At 35.3% G+C, this 26,514-nt stretch carries 17 protein-coding genes; 11 read left to right on the forward strand and 6 right to left on the reverse strand.

What is annotated here, in order from left to right:
* The first annotated feature begins 152 nt into the window (after positions 1-152).
* The 5 genes from FH036_RS17930 (at position 153) to FH036_RS17950 (ending at position 4,142) form a co-directional block, all read left to right on the forward strand.
* Complete coding sequence (locus FH036_RS17930) at positions 153-590, forward strand: YwiB family protein (protein WP_000414868.1); 438 nt, start codon at positions 153-155, stop codon at positions 588-590.
* Positions 590-2,260: an arginine--tRNA ligase gene (gene argS / locus FH036_RS17935; protein ID WP_001086449.1), complete on the forward strand. Its 1,671-nt coding sequence runs from the start codon at positions 590-592 to the stop codon at positions 2,258-2,260. Before FH036_RS17930 ends, argS begins: the two co-directional genes overlap by 1 nt.
* 398 nt (positions 2,261-2,658) lie before the next feature.
* Complete coding sequence (locus FH036_RS17940) at positions 2,659-3,192, forward strand: RNA polymerase sigma factor (RefSeq protein ID WP_001980638.1); 534 nt, start codon at positions 2,659-2,661, stop codon at positions 3,190-3,192.
* Positions 3,173-3,487, forward strand: a complete 315-nt coding sequence (locus FH036_RS17945) for an anti-sigma factor (RefSeq protein ID WP_139896042.1) — start codon at positions 3,173-3,175, stop codon at positions 3,485-3,487. Before FH036_RS17940 ends, FH036_RS17945 begins: the two co-directional genes overlap by 20 nt.
* Positions 3,471-4,142: a hypothetical protein gene (locus FH036_RS17950; RefSeq protein ID WP_000568889.1), complete on the forward strand. Its 672-nt coding sequence runs from the start codon at positions 3,471-3,473 to the stop codon at positions 4,140-4,142. Before FH036_RS17945 ends, FH036_RS17950 begins: the two co-directional genes overlap by 17 nt.
* 25 nt (positions 4,143-4,167) lie before the next feature.
* On the opposite strand, the gene FH036_RS17955 is transcribed toward FH036_RS17950, so the two are convergent.
* From FH036_RS17955 to map, 4 genes are all read right to left on the reverse strand, one after another.
* A complete protein-coding gene (locus FH036_RS17955) occupies positions 4,168-4,542 on the reverse strand; it encodes a hypothetical protein (protein ID WP_000738205.1) in 375 nt (124 codons plus the stop codon).
* A 146-nt stretch (positions 4,543-4,688) separates the two neighbouring features.
* Positions 4,689-6,089 carry a M28 family metallopeptidase gene (locus FH036_RS17960; protein ID WP_070807236.1) on the reverse strand — a complete coding sequence of 467 codons (1,401 nt, stop codon included), beginning with the start codon at positions 6,087-6,089 and terminating at the stop codon, positions 4,689-4,691.
* Between the two features lie 490 nt (positions 6,090-6,579).
* On the reverse strand, positions 6,580-16,869 hold the full coding sequence (locus FH036_RS17965; protein ID WP_139896043.1) for a SpaA isopeptide-forming pilin-related protein: 10,290 nt from the start codon (positions 16,867-16,869) through the stop codon (positions 6,580-6,582).
* 726 nt (positions 16,870-17,595) lie between these two features.
* The gene (map, locus tag FH036_RS17970) at positions 17,596-18,390 is read right to left on the reverse strand and encodes a type I methionyl aminopeptidase (RefSeq protein ID WP_139896044.1); all 795 of its coding nucleotides are present in this window, start codon (positions 18,388-18,390) and stop codon (positions 17,596-17,598) included.
* Between the two features lie 158 nt (positions 18,391-18,548).
* Here map and FH036_RS17975 point away from each other — a divergent pair, with 158 nt between their 5' ends.
* From FH036_RS17975 to FH036_RS17990, 4 genes are read left to right on the forward strand one after another with little or no spacing between them, the layout of a single operon-like run.
* The gene (locus tag FH036_RS17975; protein WP_139896045.1) at positions 18,549-19,451 is read left to right on the forward strand and encodes an ABC transporter ATP-binding protein; all 903 of its coding nucleotides are present in this window, start codon (positions 18,549-18,551) and stop codon (positions 19,449-19,451) included.
* A complete protein-coding gene (locus FH036_RS17980) occupies positions 19,448-20,182 on the forward strand; it encodes an ABC transporter permease (RefSeq protein ID WP_061131882.1) in 735 nt (244 codons plus the stop codon). Before FH036_RS17975 ends, FH036_RS17980 begins: the two co-directional genes overlap by 4 nt.
* Complete coding sequence (locus tag FH036_RS17985; RefSeq protein ID WP_139896046.1) at positions 20,183-21,313, forward strand: sensor histidine kinase; 1,131 nt, start codon at positions 20,183-20,185, stop codon at positions 21,311-21,313.
* The gene (locus tag FH036_RS17990) at positions 21,310-21,912 is read left to right on the forward strand and encodes a response regulator transcription factor (RefSeq protein ID WP_098670904.1); all 603 of its coding nucleotides are present in this window, start codon (positions 21,310-21,312) and stop codon (positions 21,910-21,912) included. The genes FH036_RS17985 and FH036_RS17990 overlap by 4 nt, the downstream gene beginning before the upstream one ends.
* Positions 21,913-21,924: 12 nt before the next feature.
* Here FH036_RS17990 and FH036_RS17995 read toward each other — a convergent pair whose 3' ends face one another.
* Entirely contained in the window at positions 21,925-22,248 is a 324-nt protein-coding gene (locus tag FH036_RS17995; protein ID WP_139896052.1) for a bacillolysin, read from the reverse strand.
* A 415-nt stretch (positions 22,249-22,663) separates the two neighbouring features.
* Between FH036_RS17995 and plcR the strand changes: the two genes are divergently transcribed.
* Together plcR and papR are read left to right on the forward strand one after the other, a co-directional pair.
* Positions 22,664-23,521 (forward strand): transcriptional regulator PlcR, encoded by an 858-nt coding sequence (gene plcR / locus FH036_RS18005; protein WP_000542922.1) that lies wholly within the window; start codon positions 22,664-22,666, stop codon positions 23,519-23,521.
* Positions 23,522-23,609: 88 nt separating this feature from the next.
* Positions 23,610-23,756 carry a quorum-sensing peptide PapR gene (gene papR / locus FH036_RS18010; protein WP_000734741.1) on the forward strand — a complete coding sequence of 49 codons (147 nt, stop codon included), beginning with the start codon at positions 23,610-23,612 and terminating at the stop codon, positions 23,754-23,756.
* A gap of 17 nt (positions 23,757-23,773) precedes the next feature.
* On the opposite strand, the gene FH036_RS18015 is transcribed toward papR, so the two are convergent.
* Positions 23,774-26,452: a DUF4084 domain-containing protein gene (locus FH036_RS18015; RefSeq protein WP_139896047.1), complete on the reverse strand. Its 2,679-nt coding sequence runs from the start codon at positions 26,450-26,452 to the stop codon at positions 23,774-23,776.
* Between the last annotated feature and the right edge of the window lie 62 nt (positions 26,453-26,514).

Raw genomic sequence — 26,514 nt, forward strand, 5'->3', positions numbered from 1 at the left:
GCATATGAAATAAAGTGAAAGTGAATTATTTTTTGAAATGGAGTTTTCCTGATTTTTCAGCAGACAGACAGAGGTTTTTTTTGATATGATAGGAAAAGTGATTTATTATAAGTAGTATTTAATATCTATAACATTTGAAAGGTGTGCAAGACGTGGAGAAACAACTTGCAGGCTTGCCGGTACACGTTCATTTCGTAACAGAAATCCGTGAAGGGGCGAGGAAGGAAACCGTTGCTTTTGAAGCAAATGGTCAATACTATGTAAAAGGTCAAGGTACATATGTAACATTCCAAGAGCCGAACGAACAAGGCGAAGTGAAAACAATTATTAAAATTCAAGATGAACAAGTTCTCATTATGCGTTCAGGTGCTGTTTCGATGCGTCAGACGCATGTGAAAGGTGAATGGACAACTGGTACGTATACGAGTGAACTTGGTACGTTTGCATTGCAAACAAAGACTGATAACGTTCTTTTTAAATGGTCGGATGAAAAGAAAAAAGGACAACTCTTCTTAACGTACGCATTGCTTCTAAGTGAACAAGAAGCTGGCAGATATACAATTACACTTAATTTGAAGGAGGCAAAATAATGAATTCTTTAGAACAAGTAAAAGGATTAATTAAAGAAGAAATTCAAGCTGCTGTATTAAAGGCAGAATTAGCAACAGAAGAACAGATTCCAAACGTTGTATTAGAATCTCCAAAAGATAAAACAAATGGTGACTTCTCTACAAATATGGCAATGCAACTTGCACGCGTTGCGAAAAAAGCACCTCGTATGATTGCAGAAGAATTAGTTGCAAACTTCGATAAAGCAAAAGCTTCTATTGAAAAAATTGAAATCGCAGGTCCTGGTTTCATTAACTTCTACATGGATAATAGCTACTTAACAGACTTAATCCCAACAATCGTTAATGCTGGTGAAGCTTATGGTGAAACGAATACTGGTAAAGGTGAAAAAGTACAAGTTGAGTTCGTATCTGCGAACCCAACAGGTGACCTTCACTTAGGACATGCACGTGGTGCAGCAGTAGGTGACACTTTATGTAACCTATTAGCAAAAGCAGGGTACGATGTATCTCGTGAGTACTACATTAATGACGCTGGTAACCAAATTCATAACTTGGCTCTTTCTGTTGAAGCTCGTTACATGCAAGCTTTAGGCTTAGAGAAAGAAATGCCAGAAGACGGATACCATGGTGCGGACATCATTGCAATTGGTAAACGTTTAGCAGAAGAATTTGGCGATCGTTATGCGAAAGCTGATGAAAAAGAAAGCTATGAATTCTACCGTGAGTACGGTTTAAAATATGAATTAGCAAAACTTCAAAAAGACTTAGAAAGTTTCCGTGTTAAATTTGATGTATGGTTCTCAGAAACATCATTATACAAAAACGGAAAAATCGATCAAGCTCTTGCTGTATTAAAAGAGCGCGACGAGATTTTTGAAGAAGACGGTGCAACTTGGTTCCGCTCAATGACTTATGGTGATGATAAAAACCGTGTATTAATTAAAAACGACGGTTCTTACACGTACTTAACGCCAGATATCGCGTATCACCGTGATAAATTAGAGCGTGGTTTCGATAAGTTAATCAACATTTGGGGTGCTGATCACCACGGTTACATTCCACGTATGAAAGCTGCTATTCAAGCGCTAGGTTACGATAAAGAAACATTAGAAGTAGAAATCATCCAAATGGTACAACTGTATCAAAATGGTGAGAAAATGAAAATGAGTAAGCGTACAGGTAAAGCAGTTACACTTCGTGAGCTTATGGAAGAAGTAGGCGTGGACGCAATGCGTTACTTCTTCGCAATGCGTAGCGGTGATTCTCATTTAGATTTCGATATGGACTTAGCTGTATCAAAATCTAACGAAAACCCAGTATACTATGCACAATATGCACATGCTCGTGTATGCAGTATCCTTCGTCAAGGTGAAGAGTTAGGATTAGCTACAGGCGGAGATGTGAACTACAAACTTGTTACTTCTGAGAAAGAAGTAGAGTTACTGAAAAAACTTGGTGAATTCCCAGCAGTAGTTGCGGATGCAGCACAAAAACGTCTACCACACCGCATTACAAACTATGCATTTGAATTAGCAGCAACATTACACAGCTTCTACAATGCAGAAAAAGTATTAAACCAAGATAACTTAGAATTAAGTAAAGCTCGCTACGAGTTAATGAAAGCAGTACGCACTACACTTCAAAACGCATTAGCAATCGTAGGAGTATCTGCACCAGAAAAAATGTAATTAAGAAAAGCGGAAGCGGCTCGTTCAGAATAGGAGGGGGATGGAGCTCCTGACAGAGAGGCGTACTTTGCCTCGGAGGAAGGCGCGAAGCCACCGAGTATTCTAGCCGCTGGAGCTGGACAATAAAGAAAAGCGGAGCCGACTGTTTAGTCTCGAAGGCTAAGGTTCTTTCCCACAGAAGATGTGCATTTTATCTTCTCGTGGGGAAGGTTCTTAGACAGGAGGGGCCAGGAGGCAGAGCTGGACATAAAGAAAAGCGGAAGCGGCTTTTCGCTTTCAGTAAAAGGCAATCACACGATGTTGTGATTGCCTTTTTGTATGGAAATAATAAAAAAATAAAATTTTATCAAACAAAAGGAGAATTTGCGTCGTCTTATATAAATGACTGGAGGTTTCCGATGGAAGAAAAGGTAGAAGAATTAATTGATATATATAAGCAGCAAATATATTCCTTATGCTATAAGTTAGCGAAGACGAAAGAAGACGCGGAAGATATTTTTCAAGAGACGTGGATAAAAGTTTTTTCATCGCGGCACCAACTTTCTTACGTGGAGAATTATAAAAAGTGGATTACTACAATTTGTGTTCGTACATTTTATGATTTTTATCGCAAAAAGAAAAGATGGAAAGATCGTGTATTGGATTTATTTCATAAAGAAGATGGCGGAGAAATTGAGCATGCAGACGATGTGAATATATCAGAAGAATTTATTCAAAAAGTCGAAGCAGAAATGATACGAGAAGTTATACAGTTATTAAATGAAAAATATAAAACAGTGCTCGTACTCTACTACTATGAACAATATTCTTACAAAGAAATGAGTGAAATATTAAATATACCAATCGGTACGGTGAAATACCGCCTTAATTATGCGAAGAAGCAAATGCGAGAACATTTGGAGGGGTTCGTTTATGAAGGAAGACAAATTTGATCAAAAGATAAAAAGTAGTTTAGCGGAAGAGATGATTCCTAGCGAAGAGCTAATAAATAATACGAAGCAGGGCATGCGAAATGCTCGGAAATTAGAGAAGAGATGGGTTGTTTTCATTCATGCTATTTGGATGATTGTATTAACAGTCACCCTAGAGCAGTTTGTTAGTCATTTGGAGCATAAAATATCTGTCATTATAACGATAATTATTACGATGCACCTATACATTCCTATATATGTTGTCATACAGTCGTTTTTAAAGAAGGAGTATAAATTACATGATAGAGTTCGCTAACCCGTTTGTAATATTTGAAGTAGCTGGAGTGACAATGCTTTTAGCTTTTATAGCACTGTTAATATGTGTTGCATCATGGGTATATACAGATGCGAAAGCACATCAAATGAGTAAAGGGTGGAGTGTTTTAGCAGTTATATTACCTTTCTTTATTGGATTTTTATTATATATGGTGAGAAGAAGTAAAAAGAAAGTTGAAGGAGAATATAGGATGAATTTTGTTAAAAAGCAGAAGGTAACATTAGTTGCGATATTGGCAAGTACAATGTTTGTATTACTTAGTGGCTTTACTTTTGCACAGACGTTAGATGATACCTGGAGAGCAGGAGATGTATATTTAGAAAATGAGAAGCAAGGAGAGACAAGTTACGAGGCAAAATTCTCATCATGGGATATTGCTGAGAAAGATATTGAACTTGAGTATGCAAAAGATACAGAAGTAACATTTTCTTATGAGACGGATGCAAAACGTGGGAATTTATGCTTTAGCTTGTATGAAAGGCAAGGAGAAGGTATAAGAGAGTTAAAAGAGATCTGTGAATCGAAAAAAGGTACTTTTAAAGCTACATTGAAAGCGAATGAAAAGTATGTATTTAGTATAAGTGGTTTAATGGTGAAAGATGGTTTTGTAAAAGTGAATTGGGAAACAAAATAAAGGCCCTTGGGAAGGGCCCTTTATTTTATCGGATTGTATACGTAACCGAAAAGCTAACAGGACTATAGTAAACATAAGGTGCATGAAATTGAACGTACATATTCCCATCTGCTTTTGCAGTGAAAATTCGGCCATAGCCATCAGAATAACGTCCAATAAGGTTATGATTTGAGTCATAAACACTGTAACTAGGGGTTTTACTGTTAGGTTGAATTGTTAACTCTTGTCCCTTTTGAAGGAAAACAGGTTCTTGTTCAGAACTACTTCCAGTTTGCAAAGAATAAAATTTTGTAAAGCTTTGTTCTTGAGTAGCGGCAGCGGCCTTTGTTTCAGGAATAAACGCGGTAGCACCAGTAATTCCTGCTAAAGTTAATGCACCGGCTATAATCATTTTTTTCATAGTAGAAAAGCCTCCTTAATTGTTGTAATCATTTTTGTTACAGTTAATATTGTATACGATAATGAGTAGGAGAAAATATGCTTTTATGCATATATATTTTTTCTCAATAAAAGACCACTGATAAAAATCGGTGGTCTTTTAAATGACTAAGCAGCTTTTTGTTCAGTTTGAGCGACAGGTTTTTGAAGTGTATTATAAACTCCTGTTCCAATAACCTCTAATGCCATTTTCATACGTTCAGGTGAAATATTCTCAAATACGTTATCTTGAGGTGTGTGATATACCTTTTCGATATGGTAGATTAATGGATTCCAACTATCGACACCCATCCAGATAAATAGAGCCGCAGGAATACCAACTTCAGCAAACGGTACGTGATCACTAGAGCCAAATTTCCCTTGCAGAACGAGGTCATTATTTAATTGTTTACCTGCTTGTAAGGCTGCGTCTGTTACAAGATTTGGAGAACCGTTAGGCGTCATAGCATATAAATTCTTCGCCTTATCGTAATTTGTTGCAACCATGTCTGCGTTAAAGACACCTAAAATCCGGTCACGTTCTTTTTGGGATAGACTATTAACGTAATGATCGGAACCAAGTAGGCCAGTCTCTTCAGAACCGAAAGCAATAAAACGAATTTCTTTATCAGTTTCTACATTTTGAAAAGCGCGTGCTAACTCTAATACTAACCCTGTACCAGAAGCATTGTCATTTGCTCCAGGTGCTCCAACGACACTATCGTAGTGTGAACTTACAACGACAGCTTTTTCATTACCTGTACTATTTTTTGGCTTCTTTTTAGCAATGACGTTTAATGACGTTAAATTAGATTCATGTCTCGCTTTTAGGGAAAGAATTGTTGTCCCTTTTTTAGCGATTTCTTCTTTAAATGCATTTCCTTGCGCATAAGCAAGACCAAAGACAGGGATAGATTGCTTTTTCGTTAGGCGGGGATTGAAAGTTTGTCCGTAGTTTCCACGTCCACCAATTAAACTGTATAAAAGAACACCTTTTGCTCCTTTGCTAACGGCATTTTCAACTTGTTTATTATAGTCAGCTACTGTTGTTCCTCTTTCGAATAGAACAATTTTTCCATTTACTTCATTTGGGATATCCTCTAATTTTGTCCCACCTTGAACAAAGATAAGAGGAGCCGTAACAGCCTCTGTAGAAATTAGTGCGTTAGGAGCAGCACCAGCTTGCCAATTACGCTTTGTGGATAATGGTGATTCAATAAATCCAACGTATTGATCCGGCACTTGGAATGGTTGATATTCTACTTCATAGCCCATTGATTTAAGCTGCATACCAACGTAGCGAGAAGCCCATTCTTCTGATTTTGTTCCACCAGGGCGAGGACCAATTGTTTCGGATAAGAAACGGATGTGTTCGATAGCGCGGCTTGCATCAACTTGTTTTGTGATAGGTGAAGTTTGTGTGATTTCTGACGTGGAATCAGCTTTGGCTTGTCCGACTGGAGCTATGCTAACAGCGAGTGATACAGCAAGCAAAGAGCTTACTATTTTTTGTTTCAAAGATTTTTTCATTTTTTCCTCTCCTATTCTTCTATTCTCTCTGACTGACAAAAGAAGACGGATAACGACTTCATTTTACCCTTATCTTTATTGTTTTTCAATATTCTGACATTTAGAAATAAAAAACGCTATATGCACATTTGCATATTTTTGACGGAGATATGTATGCTATCATTTTAAACGAAGGTTCGCTTTCTATTTGGAAAGCTCCTACATTGCATGAATCTAGTGTACCCAAACTTTAGATTATGTAGAGAAAAGAATCCACTGTAGGGTTTCTTTTCTCGTGTTTGAATCATGTGATGATAAATATGTTTCCGCATTTCATAATTATCATCAGTGATATATGTAAGGCATCCATATGAAAATACGAGGCTGTTCAAAGGTTTTCCGTACTTTTGGACAGCCTCACCCCGTTAAAAGGACGATACTCTATGTATCGTCCTTTTTTGTATAAAAAAACACCCAATCAAATGTTCACTTGATTGTGTGTGAAAAACTATTAATAATATTTTTTTCGTTTTGTAACTAAAATACTTAACAAACCAGCTAGTAGAAGTAAGATACCTACTGTTTGAGTAGAATCTTTTTTGTGACCTGTATTTGGAAGTTCTTTACCCGTATTTCGGTCATCTTGCTGTTTGTTTATTTGTGTTTCAGGGTTACCTTTTTCTAGTTCTTCGGAAGTTCCTTTACCGTGTGCTTCAGGATTACCTTTTTCTAGTTCTTCAGAAGTTTCTGTACCAGGTGTTTCAGGATTTCCTTTTTCTAGTTCTTCGGAAGTTTCCTTACCTGGTTTCTCTTCTTTATTCGGAGGAGTAATTGATTCATTATCTCCACCTGATGAAGATTCAATCTTTTTATTTGAAACTGTAATTTGTAGTGGTGCAGCTTGGGCTTTTTCAATTGTAAAGCTTATTGGTGATGCATCTAATTGATAGCCTTCAGGAGCTTTTGTTTCCACTAGTTGATAATTGCCAGGTTTCAAATCATTTATGATTAATTTACCATGACCATCTGTTTTTAAGCCTTCTCGTACTACTTTTCCATCTTGGTCTAAAATATTGAAAATGGCACCCTCAAGTGTTCCATTGTGATCCATATCAACTTTAGTTAATTCTATTGAACCTGTTGTTAAACTATTTAAAGCAGTCACAGAAGTAACTTGAGATTGTCCTTTCGTAATAGTGAAAGGAATTGGCTTAGCGTTTAAATCGTATCCAGTAGGAGCTTTCGTTTCAATAAACTGATAGTCTCCCGGACGTAAATCAGAAACAGAAATTTTTCCATCTTTATTAGTAGTTAAATCAGAACGAACGTCATTGCCGTTCATATCAACGATTTTAAAGATAGCTCCTTCAAGAGTAGAGCCGTCGATGTCATCGACTTTCGTTAATTCCACAGCGCCCTTCGTTAAGCTATTCTTAGCAGTAACAGAAGCAGTAGTGGTTTGACTCTTTTCAACAGTAAAGTTGATAGGAGTTTGATTTAAGTCGTAATGAGTAGGAGCCTTCGTTTCAATAAACTGATAGTCTCCCGGACGTAAATCAGAAACAGAAATCTTGCCATCTTTATCAGTAGTTAAATCAGTGCGAACGTCATTGCCGTTCATATCAACGATTTTAAAGATAGCTCCTTCAAGAGTAGAGCCGTCGATGTCATCGACTTTCGTTAATTCCACAGCGCCCTTCGTTAAGCTATTCTTAGCAGTAACGGAAGCAGTAGTGGTTTGACTCTTTTCAACAGTAAAGTTGATAGGAGTTTGATTTAAGTCGTAATGAGTAGGAGCCTTCGTTTCAACGAATTGATAGTCTCCCGGACGTAAATCAGAAACAGAAATCTTGCCATCTTTATCAGTAGTTAAATCAGTGCGAACGTCATTGCCATTCATATCAATGATTTTAAATACTGCGCCTTCAAGAGTAGCGCCGTCGACGTCATCAACTTTCGTTAATTCCACAGCACCTTTTGTTAAGCTATTCTTAGCAGTAACAGAAGCAGTAGTGGTTTGACTCTTTTCAACAGTAAAGTTGATAGGAGTTTGATTTAAGTCGTAATGAGTAGGAGCCTTCGTTTCAATAAACTGATAGTCTCCCGGACGTAAATCAGAAACAGAAATCTTGCCATCTTTATCAGTAGTTAAATCAGTGCGAACGTCATTGCCATTCATATCAATGATTTTAAATACTGCGCCTTCAAGAGTAGCGCCGTCGACGTCATCAACTTTCGTTAATTCCACAGCACCTTTTGTTAAGCTATTCTTAGCGGTAACAGAAGCAATTTTTTCTTGTCCTTTTTTAACTGTGAACTTAATAGGTGTTTCGTTTAAGTCATAATGAGTAGGAGCTTTTGTTTCGATAAACTCATAGTCTCCTGGTGGTAATTCATCCACAACTAAGCGGCCGTTTTTATTAGTAGTTAAATCAGTACGGACGTCGTGTCCATCCTTATTAACAATTTTAAATACCGCACCCTCGAGTGTTGTGTTTTCTTCAACATCATCCACTTTAATTAACTCCACACTACCTTTCGTTAAGCTGTTAGTAGCTGTAACGAAGACATGTTTTGTTTGACTTCTTTCAATTGTGAACTTAATCGGATCTTCATTTAAGTCATAATGTTTCGGAGCTTTCGTTTCAATAAATTGATAGTCTCCAGGTTGTAAGTCTTTAGCGATGATTTTTCCATCTTTATTGGTAACTAAATTCGTACGAATATCATTACCGTTCATATCAGTAATTTTAAATACCGCACCTTCTAGCGTTTCTTTCGCATCTAAAGAGTCAACTTTCGTTAATTCAACGCCACCCTTAGTTAAGCCATTTTTAGCAGTAACAGAAACGTGAGTTGTTTGGCTTTTCTCGATAGTGAAAGGAATAGGTGTTTTATTTAAATCATAATGTTTCGGAGCTTTCGTTTCCACGAATTGATAATCTCCTGGTCTTAAATTAGAAGCAGAAACTTTCCCGTCTTTATCAGTAGTTAAATTTGTGCGAACAATTTTACCTTTCGCATCAATGATGTTAAATACTGCATCAGAAAGTTTTGTATCTGGATTTATATCATCCACTTTAATTAACTCTACCGCACCTTCAATTAAGCTGTTCTTAGCAGTGACTTGTAATTTCTCTGCTTGGCTTTTCTCAATTGTAAATTTAATTGGTGTATCATCTAGTTTATAGTGCTTAGGAGCTTTTGTTTCAATAAATTGATAGTCTCCAGGATGTAAATCAGGAATAGAAACTTTCCCTTTCGCATCTGTCGTAATGCCAGTACGAACGTCATTGCCGTTCATATCAACAATTTTAAATACCGCACCTTCAAGAGCTGTACCGTCGATATCATCCATTTTAGAAAGTTCTACCGCACCTTTAGTTAAACTATTTTTAGCAGTAACCGAAATCGGTTCGGCTTGTCCTTTTTCGATAGTGAAAGGAATTGGTTCTTTATTTAAATCGTAATGTTTCGGAGCCTTTGTCTCGATGAATTGATAATCACCCGGACGTAGGTCAGGAACGCTAATTTTACCTTGTGAATTGGTAGTAAGATTCTTGCGAATTACAGTACCCTTCATATCAACAATGTTAAATACAGCACCTTCAAGAGTAGTACCATCGACGTCATCGACTTTAGAAAGTTCAACGCCACCTTTAGTTAAACTATTTTTCATAGTAACAGTAGCAATATCTTTTTGGCTTTTTTCAACTGTAACTACAATTGGTTTTTTGTCTAAATCATAATGTTTCGGAGCGGTTGTTTCGACAAATTGATACGTACCAGGACGTAAATTTTCAACAACGATCTTTCCTTCATTATTTGTTTTTAAATCTGTTTTAAGTACTTTTCCGTTTTGGTCTAGTAAATTAAATACCGCATCAGAAAGTTTCATTTGATCGTTTAGATCATCTACTTTAAGTAGTTCAATACTACCTTGTTGTAAGCTATTTTTAGCAGTTAAAGAAATAGCTTTCTTCTGTCCTTTTTCAATAGTGAAATGGATTGGCGTTTCATCTAAAACGTAATGCTTAGGAGCTTTCGTTTCGATGAATTGATAATCACCCGGACGTAGGTCATCGATTTCGATTTTTCCTTTACTATTTGTAACAAGGTCTTTATGAATTACATTACCGTTCATATCAACAATGTTAAATACAGCACCTTCAAGTTTAGTACCATCGATGTCATCTACTTTAGAAAGTTCAACGCCACCTTTTGTTAGAGCGTTTTTAGCCGTAACATGAAGCGTTTCAGTTTGGCTTTTCTTAATTGTAAATTTGATCGGTTTTTTATTTAAATCGTAATGTTCAGGAGCTATTGTCTCAACGAATTGATACGTGCCAGGACGTAGGTTTTCAACAACAATTTTCCCTTCATTATTTGTTTTTAAACCTTTTTCAACTATCTCTCCGTCTGCATCTAATAAATCAAATACAGCATTAGCAAGTTTAGTGTTTGTATCGATATCATCAATCTTTGTTAATTCCACGCTACCTTTTTTCAACGTGTTTTTACCCGTAACAGTAATTTTTTTCGTTTGACTTCTTTCAATTGTAAATGGAATCGGTGTTTCGTCTAATACATAATGCTCAGGTGCCGTTGTTTCAATAAATTGATAGTTTCCTGGACGTAAATCAGAAACCGAGATGTCACCATTGTCGTCTGTAACAAGGTTTGTGCGAACTTCGTTACCATTCATATCAACAACTTTAAAGATTGCACCTTTCAGCATTGTACGATCGATGTCGTCGATTTTGGTTAAAATGACGCCACCCTTCGTTAAGCTGTTAGTAGCGGTAACGCTAATATTTTCTTTTTGACTTTTTCCGATAGTGAACGGAATAGGATCTTGTCTTAAGTCATAGTCTTTTGGAGCTTTTACTTCAATAAATTGATAGTCACCTGGACGTAAATCAGAAGCAGAAACTTTACCATGTTCATCAGTAGTTAATCCTTTGCGAACTACCTTTTTCGTATCATGAGCATCAACAATGATAAATTCTGCACCTTCAAGAGTAGCCCCATCAACGTCATCAACCTTTGTTAAAGTAACGCCACCTGTAAGTAAACTATTTGTTACAGTGACAGGGACTGGAAGATCATCCTTGCTACCTTTTTTAATTGTGAACTTAATAGGTGTTTGATCTAATTTATAATGTTCAGGAGCTGATGTTTCAATAAATTGATAATCTCCTGGTGCTAAATCAGGAATAACTAGTACTCCGTAATCATTTGTTTTTAAATCTTTCGCAATTTCTTTGCCAGTTGCGTCTTGTAATGTGAACACTGCGCCGGCAAGAGCGATACTACTTTCCACATCATCTTCTTTAATAAGTTTAACTTTTCCTTTCGTTAAACTATTTTTAAATGTAAGTGGCAGAAGTTTTTGTTGTCCTTTTTCGATTGTAAATTCAATAGGTTCTACATTTACATCGTAATAAGTTGGGGCCTTTGTTTCGATAAGTTTATAGTTACCAGGGCGTAAGTCGTCTACAACTAACTTTCCTTCACTATTCGTAACAAGTTCCGCACGAACATCTTCATTTGTATCTCTATTAACAATTTTAAATACCGCACCTTCAAGTGTTTCCTTTTCATCTGCAGCATTCACTTTTATTAATTCAATACCGCCTTTTGTTAAGCTGTTTTTAGCAGTAACAGTAGCCGACGTCGTTTGACTTTCTGTGATCGTAAATTTAATCGGATTTGTATTTTTATCGTAATACTTCGGTGCTGTTACTTCGATAAATTTATAATCGCCAGGGCGTAAGCCAGTAGCGATAGCTTTACCATCCGCACCAGTTTTTATATTTTCGCGAATGACTTTCTTTTCATCATTAGCATCGACAATTTTAAATACCGCACCTTCAAGAGCTGTACCATCAATATCATCAACTTTCGTTAATTCAACATCTCCTGGTTTTAAAGCATTTTCAGCTTTCACAAGTAGAGTTTCTTTCTGACTTCTATCGATTGTAAATTCAATAGGTTCTGCTCGTAAAACGTAATGTTCAGGAGCAGCTGTTTCAATAAATTTATACGTACCAGGACGTAGCTTATCAGCTTTTGTTTTTCCATCAGCATCTGTAGTTAGGTCAGTACGAACATCATTATTATTTACATCAACAATTTTAAATACGGCACCTTTTAGAGGTTTTTTATCACCGAATTCATCAACTTTTAATAATTCAACTTCTCCTGTTTTTAAACTGTTAGTTGCCGTAACAGTAGCAAATGACTGTTGGCTTTTATCGATTGTAAACTCGATAGGATTTGTATTTAACACATAATCCTTAGGAGCTTCTGTTTCAATAAATTTATACGTACCAGGCTCTAAGTCTTTAACAGTTACTTTACCATCCGCACCAGTTGTTACATTTTCGCGAATGACTTTCTTTTCATCATTAGCATCGACAATTTTAAATACAGCACCTGCAAGAGCTGTACCATCGATATCATCAGTTTTTGTTAAAGTGACGCCACCTTTAATGAGGTGATTTGTCGCAGTAACAGTAACTGCTTTCTTTTGACTTTTTACAATTGTAAACTCAATCGGTTTTTTATCTATGTCGTAATCTTTCGGTGCTTTTTCTTCGACAAATTGATAGTCTCCAGGGCGTAAATCTTTTGCTTCGATTTGTCCTTGATCATTTGTCGTTAACTTTTCATAACCAGGAATTTTTATGTTATTCCGGTCTCTTACACTGAACTCCGCACCAGCTAAAGTTTTTCCATCTTTATCGACTTTTGTTAAAATGGCCGCGCCTGGAATCAAGCTGTTTGTTGCAGTGCGGTTTATTACTGTTGTTTGATCTTCCGCGATTTTAACCTCAATCAGTCGATCATCTAATTTATAATGCTCAGGAGCCTTTGTTTCTTTTAAGTAGTAAGTTCCTGGTTTTAAATTATCTACAGTAATTTGTCCTTTATCATTTGTTGTTAATTCTTTATGTTCAGGAATAACTGGTTTGTTTTGATCAAGTAAAGAGAAAACTGCATGTTCAAGTCTTTCCCTGCTCTTCGCGTCAGTCTTTGTCAGTACTACTTTCCCGACAAACTTTTTATTTGTAAAAGTATATTTTGTGATTTCTTCAGAGCCTAGCTCAACAAGTATACCTTCTCTTAATTCTTTACTAATTACATAACCTGTAGGTGCTTTCGTTTCTTTAATTAAATATTTATCACGTCGTAAGTTGTTAAACTTAGCGACACCGTCATCACCTGTTGTAATTGGTCGAATAGCGGTTGTACCTGTTTGATCATATAAAGTAAATTCTGCTCCAGCTAATCGTACTTTTTGATCTTTGTCATCAACTTTCATAATTTGAAGGCTTCCGCGTCCTTTATTAGCAGAACCACCTCCAGATCCAGAAGATACTTTAACTTCAACGAACTTAACATCTTCCACTTTCGTTAATGTTAAACGGTGACCAGTAATCGTCGCTTTATTACTTACCTTTTCATTATGGTCTGCATTAATGAGTGAGCGATATTCTAAAATATAAGCCCGTTCAATGGTATGAAGAAATTCAACTTTAAATTGTTGTTTCCCTGTATCGTTGTCTGTTATTACTTTGAGTTTATAGTCTGTTCCTTCTTTTAATTCATTTGCTGTATCTTTCGTCAAAGTTCCATCTACGGCTACTGTTGTCGGATATAGATGGAAGGACTTTTCATCAAGCATTTGATTGTCTGTCGGTTCGTCTGTTACGACAGCATTTTCAATAGTTGACTGACTTGCGTTAATAGAAACACTCCAATCAATATACTTGTCATTTTGTTTCGCTGTTTTCGTAATACCGCTACCACCGTTCGTGATTTCAAATGCACCATGGATAGTAGTAACAGTTTCCGATCCATCTTTTAAATCGGCATAATTATCGTAGCGTTTATTAATTTGTTCACCTACAAGTGAAGTTTTAAAGCTAATATAATATGCAGAATTAATTTCGTTTTTAAAATGCACCGTTAATGTATTGTTGTTATCTTTTGTTGGATTTTCTATCGTATATTCGCTAGGTGAAACAGGATCGCCTATTTCAAATCCATGTGCACCACCAGTTAATTTCATATGTCGAACTTCAATAGATTCCGGTATTAATTTTTGATTATCTCTTAATACATCAACGATAGAAGGATCCTTAATCGGTCTATTATTATAGTTAAACCCTATGTCCCATTTAATTTCTTTCGTTTGGGCATTGTAAGAACCATATTTAAATCCATTTCCTTTTGTGTAGTAATCAGGATCGAATGTATCATTGGAGGAACTATTGTTCTTTTTATCATTTATGTCTATCCATGATAAATTTGCTGTATTTTTGAATGATTTATTATCATTCTCTTTGGATAAATTTTCATAATTAAAGTCTGTTGTGTATGTGATAGTTAAAGTTTTATCCATATTAGACTTATAATCACCAGTTAGTTTCACTTCAAATCCTTTATCTGTTACATCAAGTGTGTAATCAAAATTTGGATCAAGCGTTCTTGATCCGTCTGTAATTTTGAAACTATCTTTCTGTAACGTTAGGCCACCATAGTCAAACGTATCCTTGATAACAGCATCATTTAACACGTAGTTGTTATCATTGACAATAATTGTCCATGTTGTTGTTTTCTTATTGTAATCCGTATCTTTTTTATTATGTTTCTTTATGATGTTTTGTTGCTTTAACGTAACTTTGTTTGTTTGACTCCATTTACCATCTGCAATAATTTTATTTTCGATTTCGCCATCTTTTATGACATCATTCGTAGCTTTCGATGTATAAGTAATCACATAGGCACTATTAATATCTTCGTTAAACTGTAAATCAAACCCCTCATCGGTTTCCTTTACAGTAAAGTTTGTGGCGTTGTCACCTGTAACAAGTTTTCCTGCATCATCATAAGAAGCATTTTTTACCACGATAGAATTTTTATCAACTTTATGAGATTTATCCAAAACATCTTTTAAAAGCGCATCAGCTTTTTTAATATCTCGCTGGTCACCGTTAAAAGTAATCGTCCATTCAATCGTCTGTGTTTTTGGATTGTATCTACTATTTTTCGCTAGATGTGTACCGCGTGAAACAGTTACAGTTGCATTCGCAGATATATCTTTTTGATTTTTACTGGATACTTTTGCGTTATTTTTGAAACTAGTAACACTTTCATCTGTAATCTTTGTTGCATATTCAATTTCATATGCTTTATTCGTTTCTTTTTTGAAAGCGATATTTAATTTATTAGAGGATGAAGTAAGTTCATATTCTTCTTTAGGAACTTCTGCACCACGAGTTGTTTTCCCATTAATATCTACTTCTAAATAGTAAACCTTAATAGAATCTTCGTTGAGAATAGCCCCATTTGGAATATCATCTTGAAAGACGGCATTTGTAAGCTTATCTTTTGTCTTGTTCATCTCTACTTTCCAATTAATTTGATTCGTATTAATTGGTCTATCAGGTACACCTTTTTTATCTATAGATTTTTTTACTTTAGGCTTGAAATCAAGCTCAATAATAACGTCTTTTTCTTTAATAGGGAATGGGATTTGTTTTTCGGTAGTCCCTGTAATTTTTACTTCATTAAACTCCGTACGAATATTTAAATTTCCAGCTATATTAGGGTGATCTTCAATATATTCGTTAAAAGTCATCGTTACTTTGCCATCAGGCGTAACAGTGAATGATCCAATTGTATGTCCTTTACCATCTATTAAATCTTCTGTGATGGTATTGTGGACAATAAAGTATTCTGGGAGTTGGAAAGTGTAGTAATCACCTGTTTTGACGTTCAGCGACTTTAAAACTTCCCATGTGAAATCGATTTTGGTAATAGAATCTGGATTTGGACGATTATCCGTATTATTAAATGGTTTACCGTCTTTATCCGTTAATGTGACACCTGTTAAGATATTTTCTGTAATTTGCTTAGGTGATGGATCTGAATTATCAACAGGCTGTTCTGTTGTGTTATCACCAGGATTCTCCGTAGGTTGCTGAGAATCGCCGTTCTTTTGCTCTTCTGCCGGTTGCTGAGCCTCATTATTTTTTTGCTCTTCCGCCGGTTGCTGAGCCTCACCATTCTTTTGCTCTTCTGCCGGTTGCTGAACCTCACCATTCTTTTGCTCTTCTGCCGGTTGCTGAGCCTCATTATTTTTTCGCTCTTCCGCCGGTTGCTGAGCCTCACCGTTCTTTTGCTCTTCTGCCGGTTGAGCCTCACCATTCTTTTGCTCTTCCACAGGTTGCTGAGTAGCATCCTTATCCGTAGTAGGTGAAGCTGGGTTATCTACTTGAACAGGAACTGAAATAGACTTAGCTGTTGCACCTAAAGGGAAAGAGAGTTGAACAGATTTTGCACCAGATTTTAAATCTGGATTGAATACTGCATCAATACTGATTTTTCCGTTAGCACCTTTGGAATCTTTTACTTGGTCGTTAAATACTAGTTTCATTTTGTTATCGTTTGCTTTAACAAAATATTGACCAATAATTTGTTGCTCTGCCATCAGATTTCCCTGTTGGTCACTTTTTACTTTTAATGCGTTAGGCATTTGGAGCACTGCTGAGTCTGTTTGTTGATCTTTTATTGACCAAGCATATTCTAGGTGAATGGTTGATCCTACTTGTATTAAGTTTTTAGGATTTAATGCTTCGTCAATAATATGATTTGTTGCATCTTTCATTTCAACAGTGTCAAATAATGAATTCCCTGCTAAGGTTTCCGCTTTTACTTGATTGTATGGAAAACTAGCAAGTTGCGAAAATAGTACGAATACAATTAAACATATATTGAAAAGTTTTTTCATTGTGCCTCCTTTATGAATCCTTCTATTGCATAACAATGCTTTATGAAGAGATTATTTGTCATAGATCAATGTACTTTACGTGATACCTCCTTTACTACGTATACTCCTATAGGAAAAGTGTTCATATTCGATGTCTTGTAACGTAAAACAAATGTATATTTTAATAATATAGGGAGTGAATATACAAATTTCGACAAAAAATGTCGAATGAAATACTGATAAGGAATGATATCAGACCTTTATAGAATGTGAATTGTTATGTGGTTCTTTATAAAATAGGTACATACAAAAAATATGCAGTGAAATGCTTAAACTATTTTATAAGGATTTGTATTCTTGCAATGTGTAAAGAATCGTTATAAAGGTGAGTTTTACGATACATACTAACCAAAATAATGTATCCCATTGTAAAAATTCTTTCGTATTGAGGTAGTAATAAAATGTAGCTTGAATTTGGTCAGAATGAAGAAAATATGTACTATCTAAAAGAGTATACAATTCGTAGATCAAAGTGAAGACAGCGTTTTATAATAAATAGAACGCATTACTTTAATCGATGTTATTCAATAAAAAAAGAAGGTACTCCCTTGATTATCTTCTATAAGAGATAATCATCAATAACCTTCGTTAAAAATTATATACGTAAATGAAAAAGAGTTCAACCGTATTGCTTCTTTTCAAAATAGTATGTAAAAAGAACCGCTCCCTATTAAGAAGCGGTTCTTTTTATATTTCTGTTAAAATTATCGGTTCGCCGCGTGTTACGACAACTGTATGTTCACATTGTGCAACAAGGCTTTTATCAGGTGTAACGAATGTCCAACCATCATCGCCACGTTCGATAATATGATCAGCTTTCATAGAAATGAATGGCTCTACAGCGATAACAAGACCGTCTTTTAGAAGCGCATTATCCATTGGATCAAAATAGCTTAAAATGTGGTTTGGTGCTTCATGTAAGCTAAGACCAATACCGTGACCAGTTAAGTTTTGAATAACATTGTATCCATTTTTATGTGCAAAGTTTGAAACGGCACGACCAATTTGGTTTTGTTTTGAACCAGCTTTCACCTTTTTCATTGCTGCCCAAAAGGCATCAACAGCTGCTTGGCAAAGCTTTTCTTTTGCTTCATCTTCTCCAAGTACAAATGAAATACCTGTATCTGCATAATAACCATCAAGTGCTGCAGATACGTCGACATTTACAAGGTCGCCTTCTTTTAATACACGATCACCTGGAATACCGTGAGCAACTTCTTCGTTTACACTGATGCAAGTTACGCCAGGGAAATCATATTCTTTTTCAGGTGCAGAAATAGCACCATGCTCATCTAATATTTTTTTACCGATCAAATCAAGCTCTTTCGTTGTCATGCCTGGCTTCGCTTCTTTTTTCATTTCTTCACGTGCAAGCGCAACGATGCGGCCGATTTTTCGTAAGCCTTCTAAATCTTGTTCATTACGAATAATCATGAAAACCACTGTCCTTCCTCGAATATATATCTTACCCGATTGTATCATGTTTATTTTCGTCCTGCTACTCGCTTGCAGTATGGCGGATTGATTCCTCTCATAAAGAATACATGACAATTGTCATATCGATGTCATGACGCATCATACTGTTTCCTAAGTTTTCCAAGGAATACAATGTAAATATAAGAAACAGCGGGGGTGGAGAGATGGAAAAGATTATTGAAGTAAATAGTGTTTCTAAAACATTTAAACATATAAAAGCAGTAAATAACGTTTCATTTCATGTGAATAAAGGAGAAATCGTAGCATTGCTTGGACCGAATGGTGCAGGGAAAACGACGACGATGTCGATGATGCTTGGATTAAAGGATCCGACGGAAGGAACGGTTTCTATATTTGGAAAGAGTCCAAAGCATAGAGATGTTCGTAATAGACTCGGCGCGATGTTACAAGAAGTAAGTGTCATTGATAGCATTACAGTGGAAGAGGCAATTGAGTTATTCCGTAGTTATTATACGAATCCGGTAGCGAAAGAAACGTTGCTACAGTTATCGAATTTAAAATCGGAACGAAAGCAAAGATGTGAGAAATTATCAGGAGGTCAAAAGAGAAGGTTAAATTTTGCACTCGCACTTGCAGGAAATCCAGATTTGCTATTTTTAGATGAACCGACGGTTGGAATGGATATTACGTCTCGAAGAACGTTTTGGGGAACGATTCGAAAGTTAGCAAGTGAAGGGAAAACAATTATTTTAACGACGCACTATTTAGAAGAAGCGGATGCATTGGCGAATCGTATTTTACTGTTTGCAAATGGAAAGATTATCGCAGATGGTACACCAGATGAGATGAAAGCGACGATTTCACGAAAAACAATTACATTTTATTCGAAGGAACGTATTCCTGCAAAATTATTAAAAGAGTTACCAAGCGTAACAGAAGTACAATCAAACGAAGGTCACTTCACTTTAATAACTGAAGATACGGATGCAACCTTAAAAGCAATTTATGAAAAGAACTTACCTGTAACAAATATTTCAGTTGAACGTGGAAGTCTTGATGAAGCATTTGAACAGTTTGTCGCAAATCAGAAGGGGGAAATCGCATGAAAGCTTTATGGATGCAATGCAAAATAGAAATTTTACGTACGTTCCGCAATAAATTATTTATCTTTTTCTCATTATTAATGCCAGTTATGTTTTACTACATTTTCACTAATGTTATTCAAGTGCCACAAAACGGAGATGCGTGGAAAGCGCATTATTTAATCTCAATGGCGACGTTTAGTATTGTAGGGACAGCACTTTTTAGTTTCGGTGTAAGGATTTCTCAGGAAAAAGGGCAAGGGTGGACACATTTGTTGAAAATTACACCACTTCCAGAGGGAGCGTATATAACAGCAAAGATCATCGCTCAAACAGTAGTAAATGCTTTTTCAATCTTAGTTATTTTTATTGCAGGAATATTAATTAATCATGTTGAGTTAACGGTAGGGCAATGGATTGGTGCTGGATTATGGTTGTTGTTAGGTGTAACACCATTTTTAGCATTAGGAACAGTAATAGGTTCTATTAAGAAGGCGGATGCAGCAGCGGGTTTAGCGAATATTTTAAATATGAGTTTAGCTGTAATTGGCGGTCTATGGATGCCAATCGAAGTATTCCCGAAAATATTAAGATCTATCGGTGAATGGACACCAACATATCACTTCGGAAGTGGTGCATGGGATATTGTAGCTGGAAAATCAATTGGTTGGGAAAATATCGCGGTATTAGGAGGCTATTTCCTTATATTTGTTGTAGTATCAATATATATAAGAAAAAGACAGGAAGCGGTATAAATGACAGAGAAGAAGAGGATTGAGATTTTTCCGAAACATATGGGATTCTTTCCGTATATGTGGCTCGTTTATTTGTTATTTCCAATTTATAATTTAACACAAGTATCGGGATGGAAGCTTGTAATAGGAAGCGGTATGTTGATAATTTTCATGATCACATACCGTCAACTTTATTTTGTTCAGAAGACGTTCATTTTGTGGGCTTGTATTCAAATGATACTTACGCTTTTATTTGCTTTATTTTATAATCCCTTCATGATATTCTTTGGCTTTTTCACAGCAAGTGCAATGGGGTTTGCACCAAGTAAGAAAGTATTTCGGATATTACTATGTTTGTTAGTTGTAGTGCTTGGAGTATTTGTATTTATAAATATGAATCAACTAACACCGACAAGTTTAGTAAATATCGTTCCGATGTTTATTTTAATGCTTCTTACACCATTTGGTATGCGCAATTTTAATCAGAAAAAGATGTTAAGAAATCAATTAAACGAAGCGAACGAGCAAATTAAGGACTTAGTAAAACGTGAAGAGAGGCAGCGTATTGCAAGGGACCTTCATGACACGCTCGGGCATACGCTATCTCTTATTACATTAAAAAGTCAGCTTGTTGAAAAGCTAATCGTCAAAAATCCAGAGCGCGCAAGTACGGAAGCAAAGGAGATTACACAAACATCTCGAACTGCTTTAAAACAGCTAAGGGAATTAATTTCTGATATGCGCATGATTACGGTAGAAGAAGAGCTTGAGCAAATAAAAGCGATCTTACAAGCTGCTAATATTGAATTAGAGATCAAACAAGAAACGAGTGCAAGTTCGCTATCACCCATTGAACAAAATATTTTAGGAATGTGTTTACGTGAAGCTGTTACGAATGTTGTAAAGCATAGTAAGGCGACGCGGTGCATAGTTTCTGTACGAGAATTACAAGGTGAATTGATTTTGACAGTAGAAGATAACGGAATTGGTTTAGCGGATCAAAATCACGATGGGAATGGTATTCGTGGTATGAAGGAGCGAATCGCTCTTATTGATGGATTTGTTGAACTGGGTACGATTAATCCAGGAACACTATTAACAGTAAAAGTTCCAGTTGTTATTAGAACAGGAAAAGATGAGGTGAAGGCATGATTCGAATTATTATTGCAGAAGATCAGCGGATGCTTCGTGGTGCATTAGGAGCCTTGCTTGATCTAGAAGATGATATCGAAGTAATTGGGCAAGCTGCGAACGGGGAAGAGGCACTAAAACTAATTGAATCGTTACAACCTGATGTAAGCATTATGGATATTGAAATGCCAATTCAAAGCGGATTAGATGTTGCGGAAACATTAAAGAAAGAAAAATCAGCATGTAAAGTAATGATTTTAACAACATTTGCGCGTCCTGGTTATTTTGAACGAGCAATGAAAGCTGGCGTACAAGGATATTTATTAAAGGATAGCCCGAGTGAAGATTTAGCTGCATCGATTCGTAACGTAATGAAAGGAAAGCGAGAAGTCTCTCAAGATTTAATGTTCGGCTTATGGCAGGAGCAAAATCCGTTATCAGATCGTGAAAAAGAAGTATTGCTACTCGCGAAAGAAGGAAAGACGGCAAATGAAATTGCGAAGACACTTTATCTTTCACCTGGCACAGTGCGTAATTATATTTCTGAAGTATTAACGAAGCTCGATGCGAAAAATAGAATTGAGGCCATTACAATTGCAGAAGAAAAGGGATGGATATGAAAAGAAGTTTACCTATGAGTGGTAAGCTTCTTTTTTCTTATAAACAAGTATTTCAATAGAGAGTTTCGTCACAGTCACATCGCTCAGGGTTTGAAGTATATCGTGTAATTTAGATTTTACTTCATTTTTCGACAAAAAATTTGTTATAGTAAGATTAGGTTGTTGATCTAAGTTTTGGACAACTTTACCACTAATAGTTGTGATTACTCCATTTTTATCTACTTTTACAATGAGATCTTGGCCATATACTTTATAGTTTTTATATGTTTGTGCAAGGCGAGCTTCGGTTTGATTTTCTTTTGTTGCTTTATTTGTAGGTTGGGAATCTATATTCATTTCAGTTGTCATTCACTTTTGTTGAGCTTCTGCCTCATTTATCTCACCTTTTAAATACTTTTTCAGTATGTTTTTTTCGTATCATTTTGAGGTTGTGTAATTTTTTAAGCGTTAAATTAGGCTAAGTAATTTCAAATTTTACTTCATTTCTGTCTAATTCTTGGGTGTGAATAACTTCTGCTACTGCTAATAAAGGAAAAAGAAGACCGAATGTAACGAAGGCACGGACGAATCTTCTATAATTTATTTATAAAACCACTAATCTATTATTATATGTGAGACGAATTGTATGAAGAATTTGCCGAATTTTATATATATTATGCATTATTTCATGTCAAAAATTGTCGAACTCACATTATTGTAGTGGTATGACAACTTAACAAATTATATTGTTATAATGGGATGGTGAGTAAGTATGCACGCAGAAAAATTAGGAAGTGAAATTAAGAAAATTAGGGTAATGCGGGGATTAACACAAAAACAGTTATCAGAGAACATATGTCATCAATCGGAAGTGAGCCGAATTGAATCAGGCGCAGTATACCCAAGTATGGATATATTGCAAGGTATTGCAGCAAAGTTACAAGTTCCCATTATTCATTTTTATGAGGTACTCATTTATTCAGATATTGAGAGAAAAAAGCAGTTTAAAGATCAAGTCATTACGCTATGTAAGCAAAAAAAATATAAAGAGATTTATAATAGAGTATGGAATGAGCTGAAAAAGGAAGAATATCATCCCGAATTCCAGCAGTTTCTTCAATGGCAATATCATGTAGCAGCTTACATGTTGAAGAAAATTGATTACGAATATTGTATTTTAGAATTGAAAAAATTGTTAAACCAACAATTAGCTGGAATAGATGTATACCAAAACCTCTATATAGAAAATGCAATCGCAAATATTTATGCTGAAAATGGCTATTTTAAGAAGAGTATTGAGTTATTTGAAGGTATATTGAAACAATTAGAGTCATTGCATGATAATGAAGAATTCGACGTGAAGGTAAGATATAATCATGCAAAAGCATTATACTTAGATAATCAATATGAACAAGCCTTATATCAAGTGAATAAGGCGATTGAAATATCTTGCCGAATTAATAGTATGGCATTAATTGGGCAGCTGTACTATCAAAGAGGTGAATGTCTAGAAAGGTTGGAGTATGATGAGGCAGAGATTGAAGATACATATAAGAAAGCAAGTTTCTTTTTTGATATATTAGAAATGCATGCATATAAAGAGGCAATCGTAAATAAAATCAATCAATGAATAACCCTAAAAAATGGATATGCATAATTGCATACGGCATGGATAAATTTTCATGATATATTAAAAGAAAAAATGTGGGTGATGGAATATGAAAAAATTACTTATTGGTAGTTTATTAACGTTAGCAATGGCATGGGGTATTTCATTAACAGATACAGCTTTAGAGAAAAGCCAAGTAATTTCTCATAATGATCAAGAGGTACAATTAGCTTCGGACCTACCTTTTGAATATTAAAAAAACAACCGTCTTACTTAGACGGTTGTTTTTTTGTGGAGTAACCTCCAAACGTCTTTACTAGAAACGGGCTTGCTAATAAAGAATCCTTGAATGTGGTCACAGTTTTGCTCATATAAAAACTTCCATTGTTCTTCGGTTTCTACACCTTCTGCGATAACTTCTAAATTTAGTTCTTTTGATAGTGTAATAATGGAAGAAATAATCGCTTCCTCTAAAGGACTAGTTGTAATTCCGCAAATAAATTCTCGAGCAATTTTTAATGTATTAATTGGATATTTTGTTAAATAAGCTAAAGAACTATAACCAGTTCCAAAGTCATCAATTGAAATTTGAATACCGAGATTTTGAAGTTGTTCTAGTTTTGCAACTACAGATTGATTTTGGTTAATGGCGATACTTTCTGTAATTTCGATATCTAGTGCTTCTGGTTTTAACTCTGTTTCTTCTAAAACTTTTGAAATAGTTGGGATTAAATCTGCATGATTAAATTGAACTACAGATAAATTTACACCGACTTTTAAGTGAGAGAAACCTTGATTATGCCATCTTTTCGCTTCTAAGCAAGCAGTACGTAAAATCCAATTTCCAAGTTCAATAATGAATCCAGTTTCCTCTGCTAGAGGGATAAATTGGGCTGGGGATACGATACCGAGCTTTGGATGTTTCCAACGAATTAATGCTTCAAAACCAATAACTTGTTTTGTTTTTGTGCTTACTTGCGGCTGGTATTCAAGGAAAAATTCATTTTGTTGTAATGCTTTTGAAAGTTCTCCTTCTAAGAAGTTACTCTCATTTTGAGCGATACTCATTTCTTTTGAGAAGAAAACAAATCGATTTTTACCATTTGCTTTCGCGCGATACATAGCCATATCAGCATTTTTCATTAATTCTGTTACGTCAGTTCCACAATCAGGGTACATTGCAATTCCGATACTTGGCGTAATAGACAGTTCTTCATCTTTAATGAAGAATGGTTTGTTTAAAATGGTTAAAATCTGTTCAGCTATAAAGGCTGCACTTTTTTCTGAGTACATATCTGGTAATAGAATTGTAAACTCATCTCCGCCTTGGCGAGCAACGACATCTTTTGAACGTAGGCAACTGCGTAATCGTTTTGCTACTTCAATTAATAACAAGTCTCCGACGTCATGACCGAGTCTATCGTTAATTTTTTTGAATCGATCTAAATCAAGAAACATGACGGCAACATCATTTGCGCTAGTTTGAGCTGTATTTAAAATATTTTTTAAATCCTTTTCGAACTTACGGCGATTTGGTAGTCCAGTAAGTGCATCATGAAAGGCTAAATGTTCTACTTGTTTTTGTTTTTCATATAAAGTTGTAATATCACGTGCTATGCCAAACATCCCGACAACTTCCTTGTTTATGAAAGTAGGGATGAGTGTAATGTGAAGGTAATAGTAGTAACCTTCTTTTTCCTTTGTGCGAACTTCTAAAGTTTGTGGTCTACCTTCTTTCGTTAGTTGTAAAGCTTTCTTTAGTAAATCATGGTCTTTTAAGTCAATAAAGTGTAAAAGGGAATAGCTTTCTACTTCACAATAGTAGGCAGTAAATAAGCTTTCGCAAGCTGTATTAGACTGCTGGAAAATACCATACATATTTAAAGAGAAAACAGCATCCGGGTGATCTTCGAATAAAGATTTATAACGTTGTTCACTTTTTGATAACGCAGATGCACCTTCTTCTACTTTATCTTCTAGTTGTGTAGTCAACTGCTCGTATGTATCGATTAGTGCCTGATTATCTTTCCACATATAAAGTTGTCGTAAGAATAATAAGATAAGAGATAATACTAGACCGATCAACATGAACTTATCATCCCAAGGTTGAAAGATAATAAAAGAAAAAGTAATGATTATACTAAAATAAGGTAATATAAAGCGCACATAATCAAACCGATAATATTTTGTTTTCGTTTCATGCTGTATTGGTTTATCTAAAATATATAGTATGGATGACAAACCAATTAATAAAATCGAAGCAGTATGTATTAAGTAAGAGACTTCAGAAGAAGGTTTTATCCCTGCGTTTAATTGAAACAGGTGTATATATCCGTACACGAGTATAATAGTAAAGCCGATAATTAATGAAATTCTGCTAGAAGAATATTCTTCTCTTCTATATAGACTAATTACGGCGTAGATTACTAATGATTGTGCAATAAAATATCCAATTAAAACCCAGGTATCTGTTGTTAACATACGAAAGCTTGAAATGTCCAAAATAAAAGTTAAGGTAAAATAAATATTCATAATAACGATAAAGATGCTATCGAATGAAAATTGAGCTAGTCCTCTAATAGAGTAATGTTTTATGAACTTTATAGCAAAGCCAGAAAAGAGCAAAATATATTGTACGATAAAAAAGGGCAATGCCTTATATGAGAATATGACTTGGTCATATATAGAAAGTGAATGAAGAAATAGAGTTATCTCCATTGTCAATCCACATAGGCAAGTGCATAGTACCAAAACCCAAAATAATTTGTCACCGCGCTTCATTTTCTTAATTGCTTTATATAGGCAATAGCAAGAAAAGAGTGTAGCGAAACAAAATAAGAAGAGAATTCCAATTTCTTTTATATTTAAGTCCTTAGGGATAAGAAATATCCAAAGAGAAAATATAATTATGTACATTATGACAAAGTGTACGTATTTTTTTTGATTAATCATATTATGACTCCGTTTCAATAAAGTTGAATCACAGGTGGAAAATGCTAATTCCAATCATAGCA

The sequence above is a fragment of the Bacillus sp. CD3-5 genome, from assembly GCF_006349665.1.
In the GTDB taxonomy this organism is placed as follows: Bacteria; Bacillota; Bacilli; order Bacillales; family Bacillaceae_G; genus Bacillus_A; species Bacillus_A paranthracis.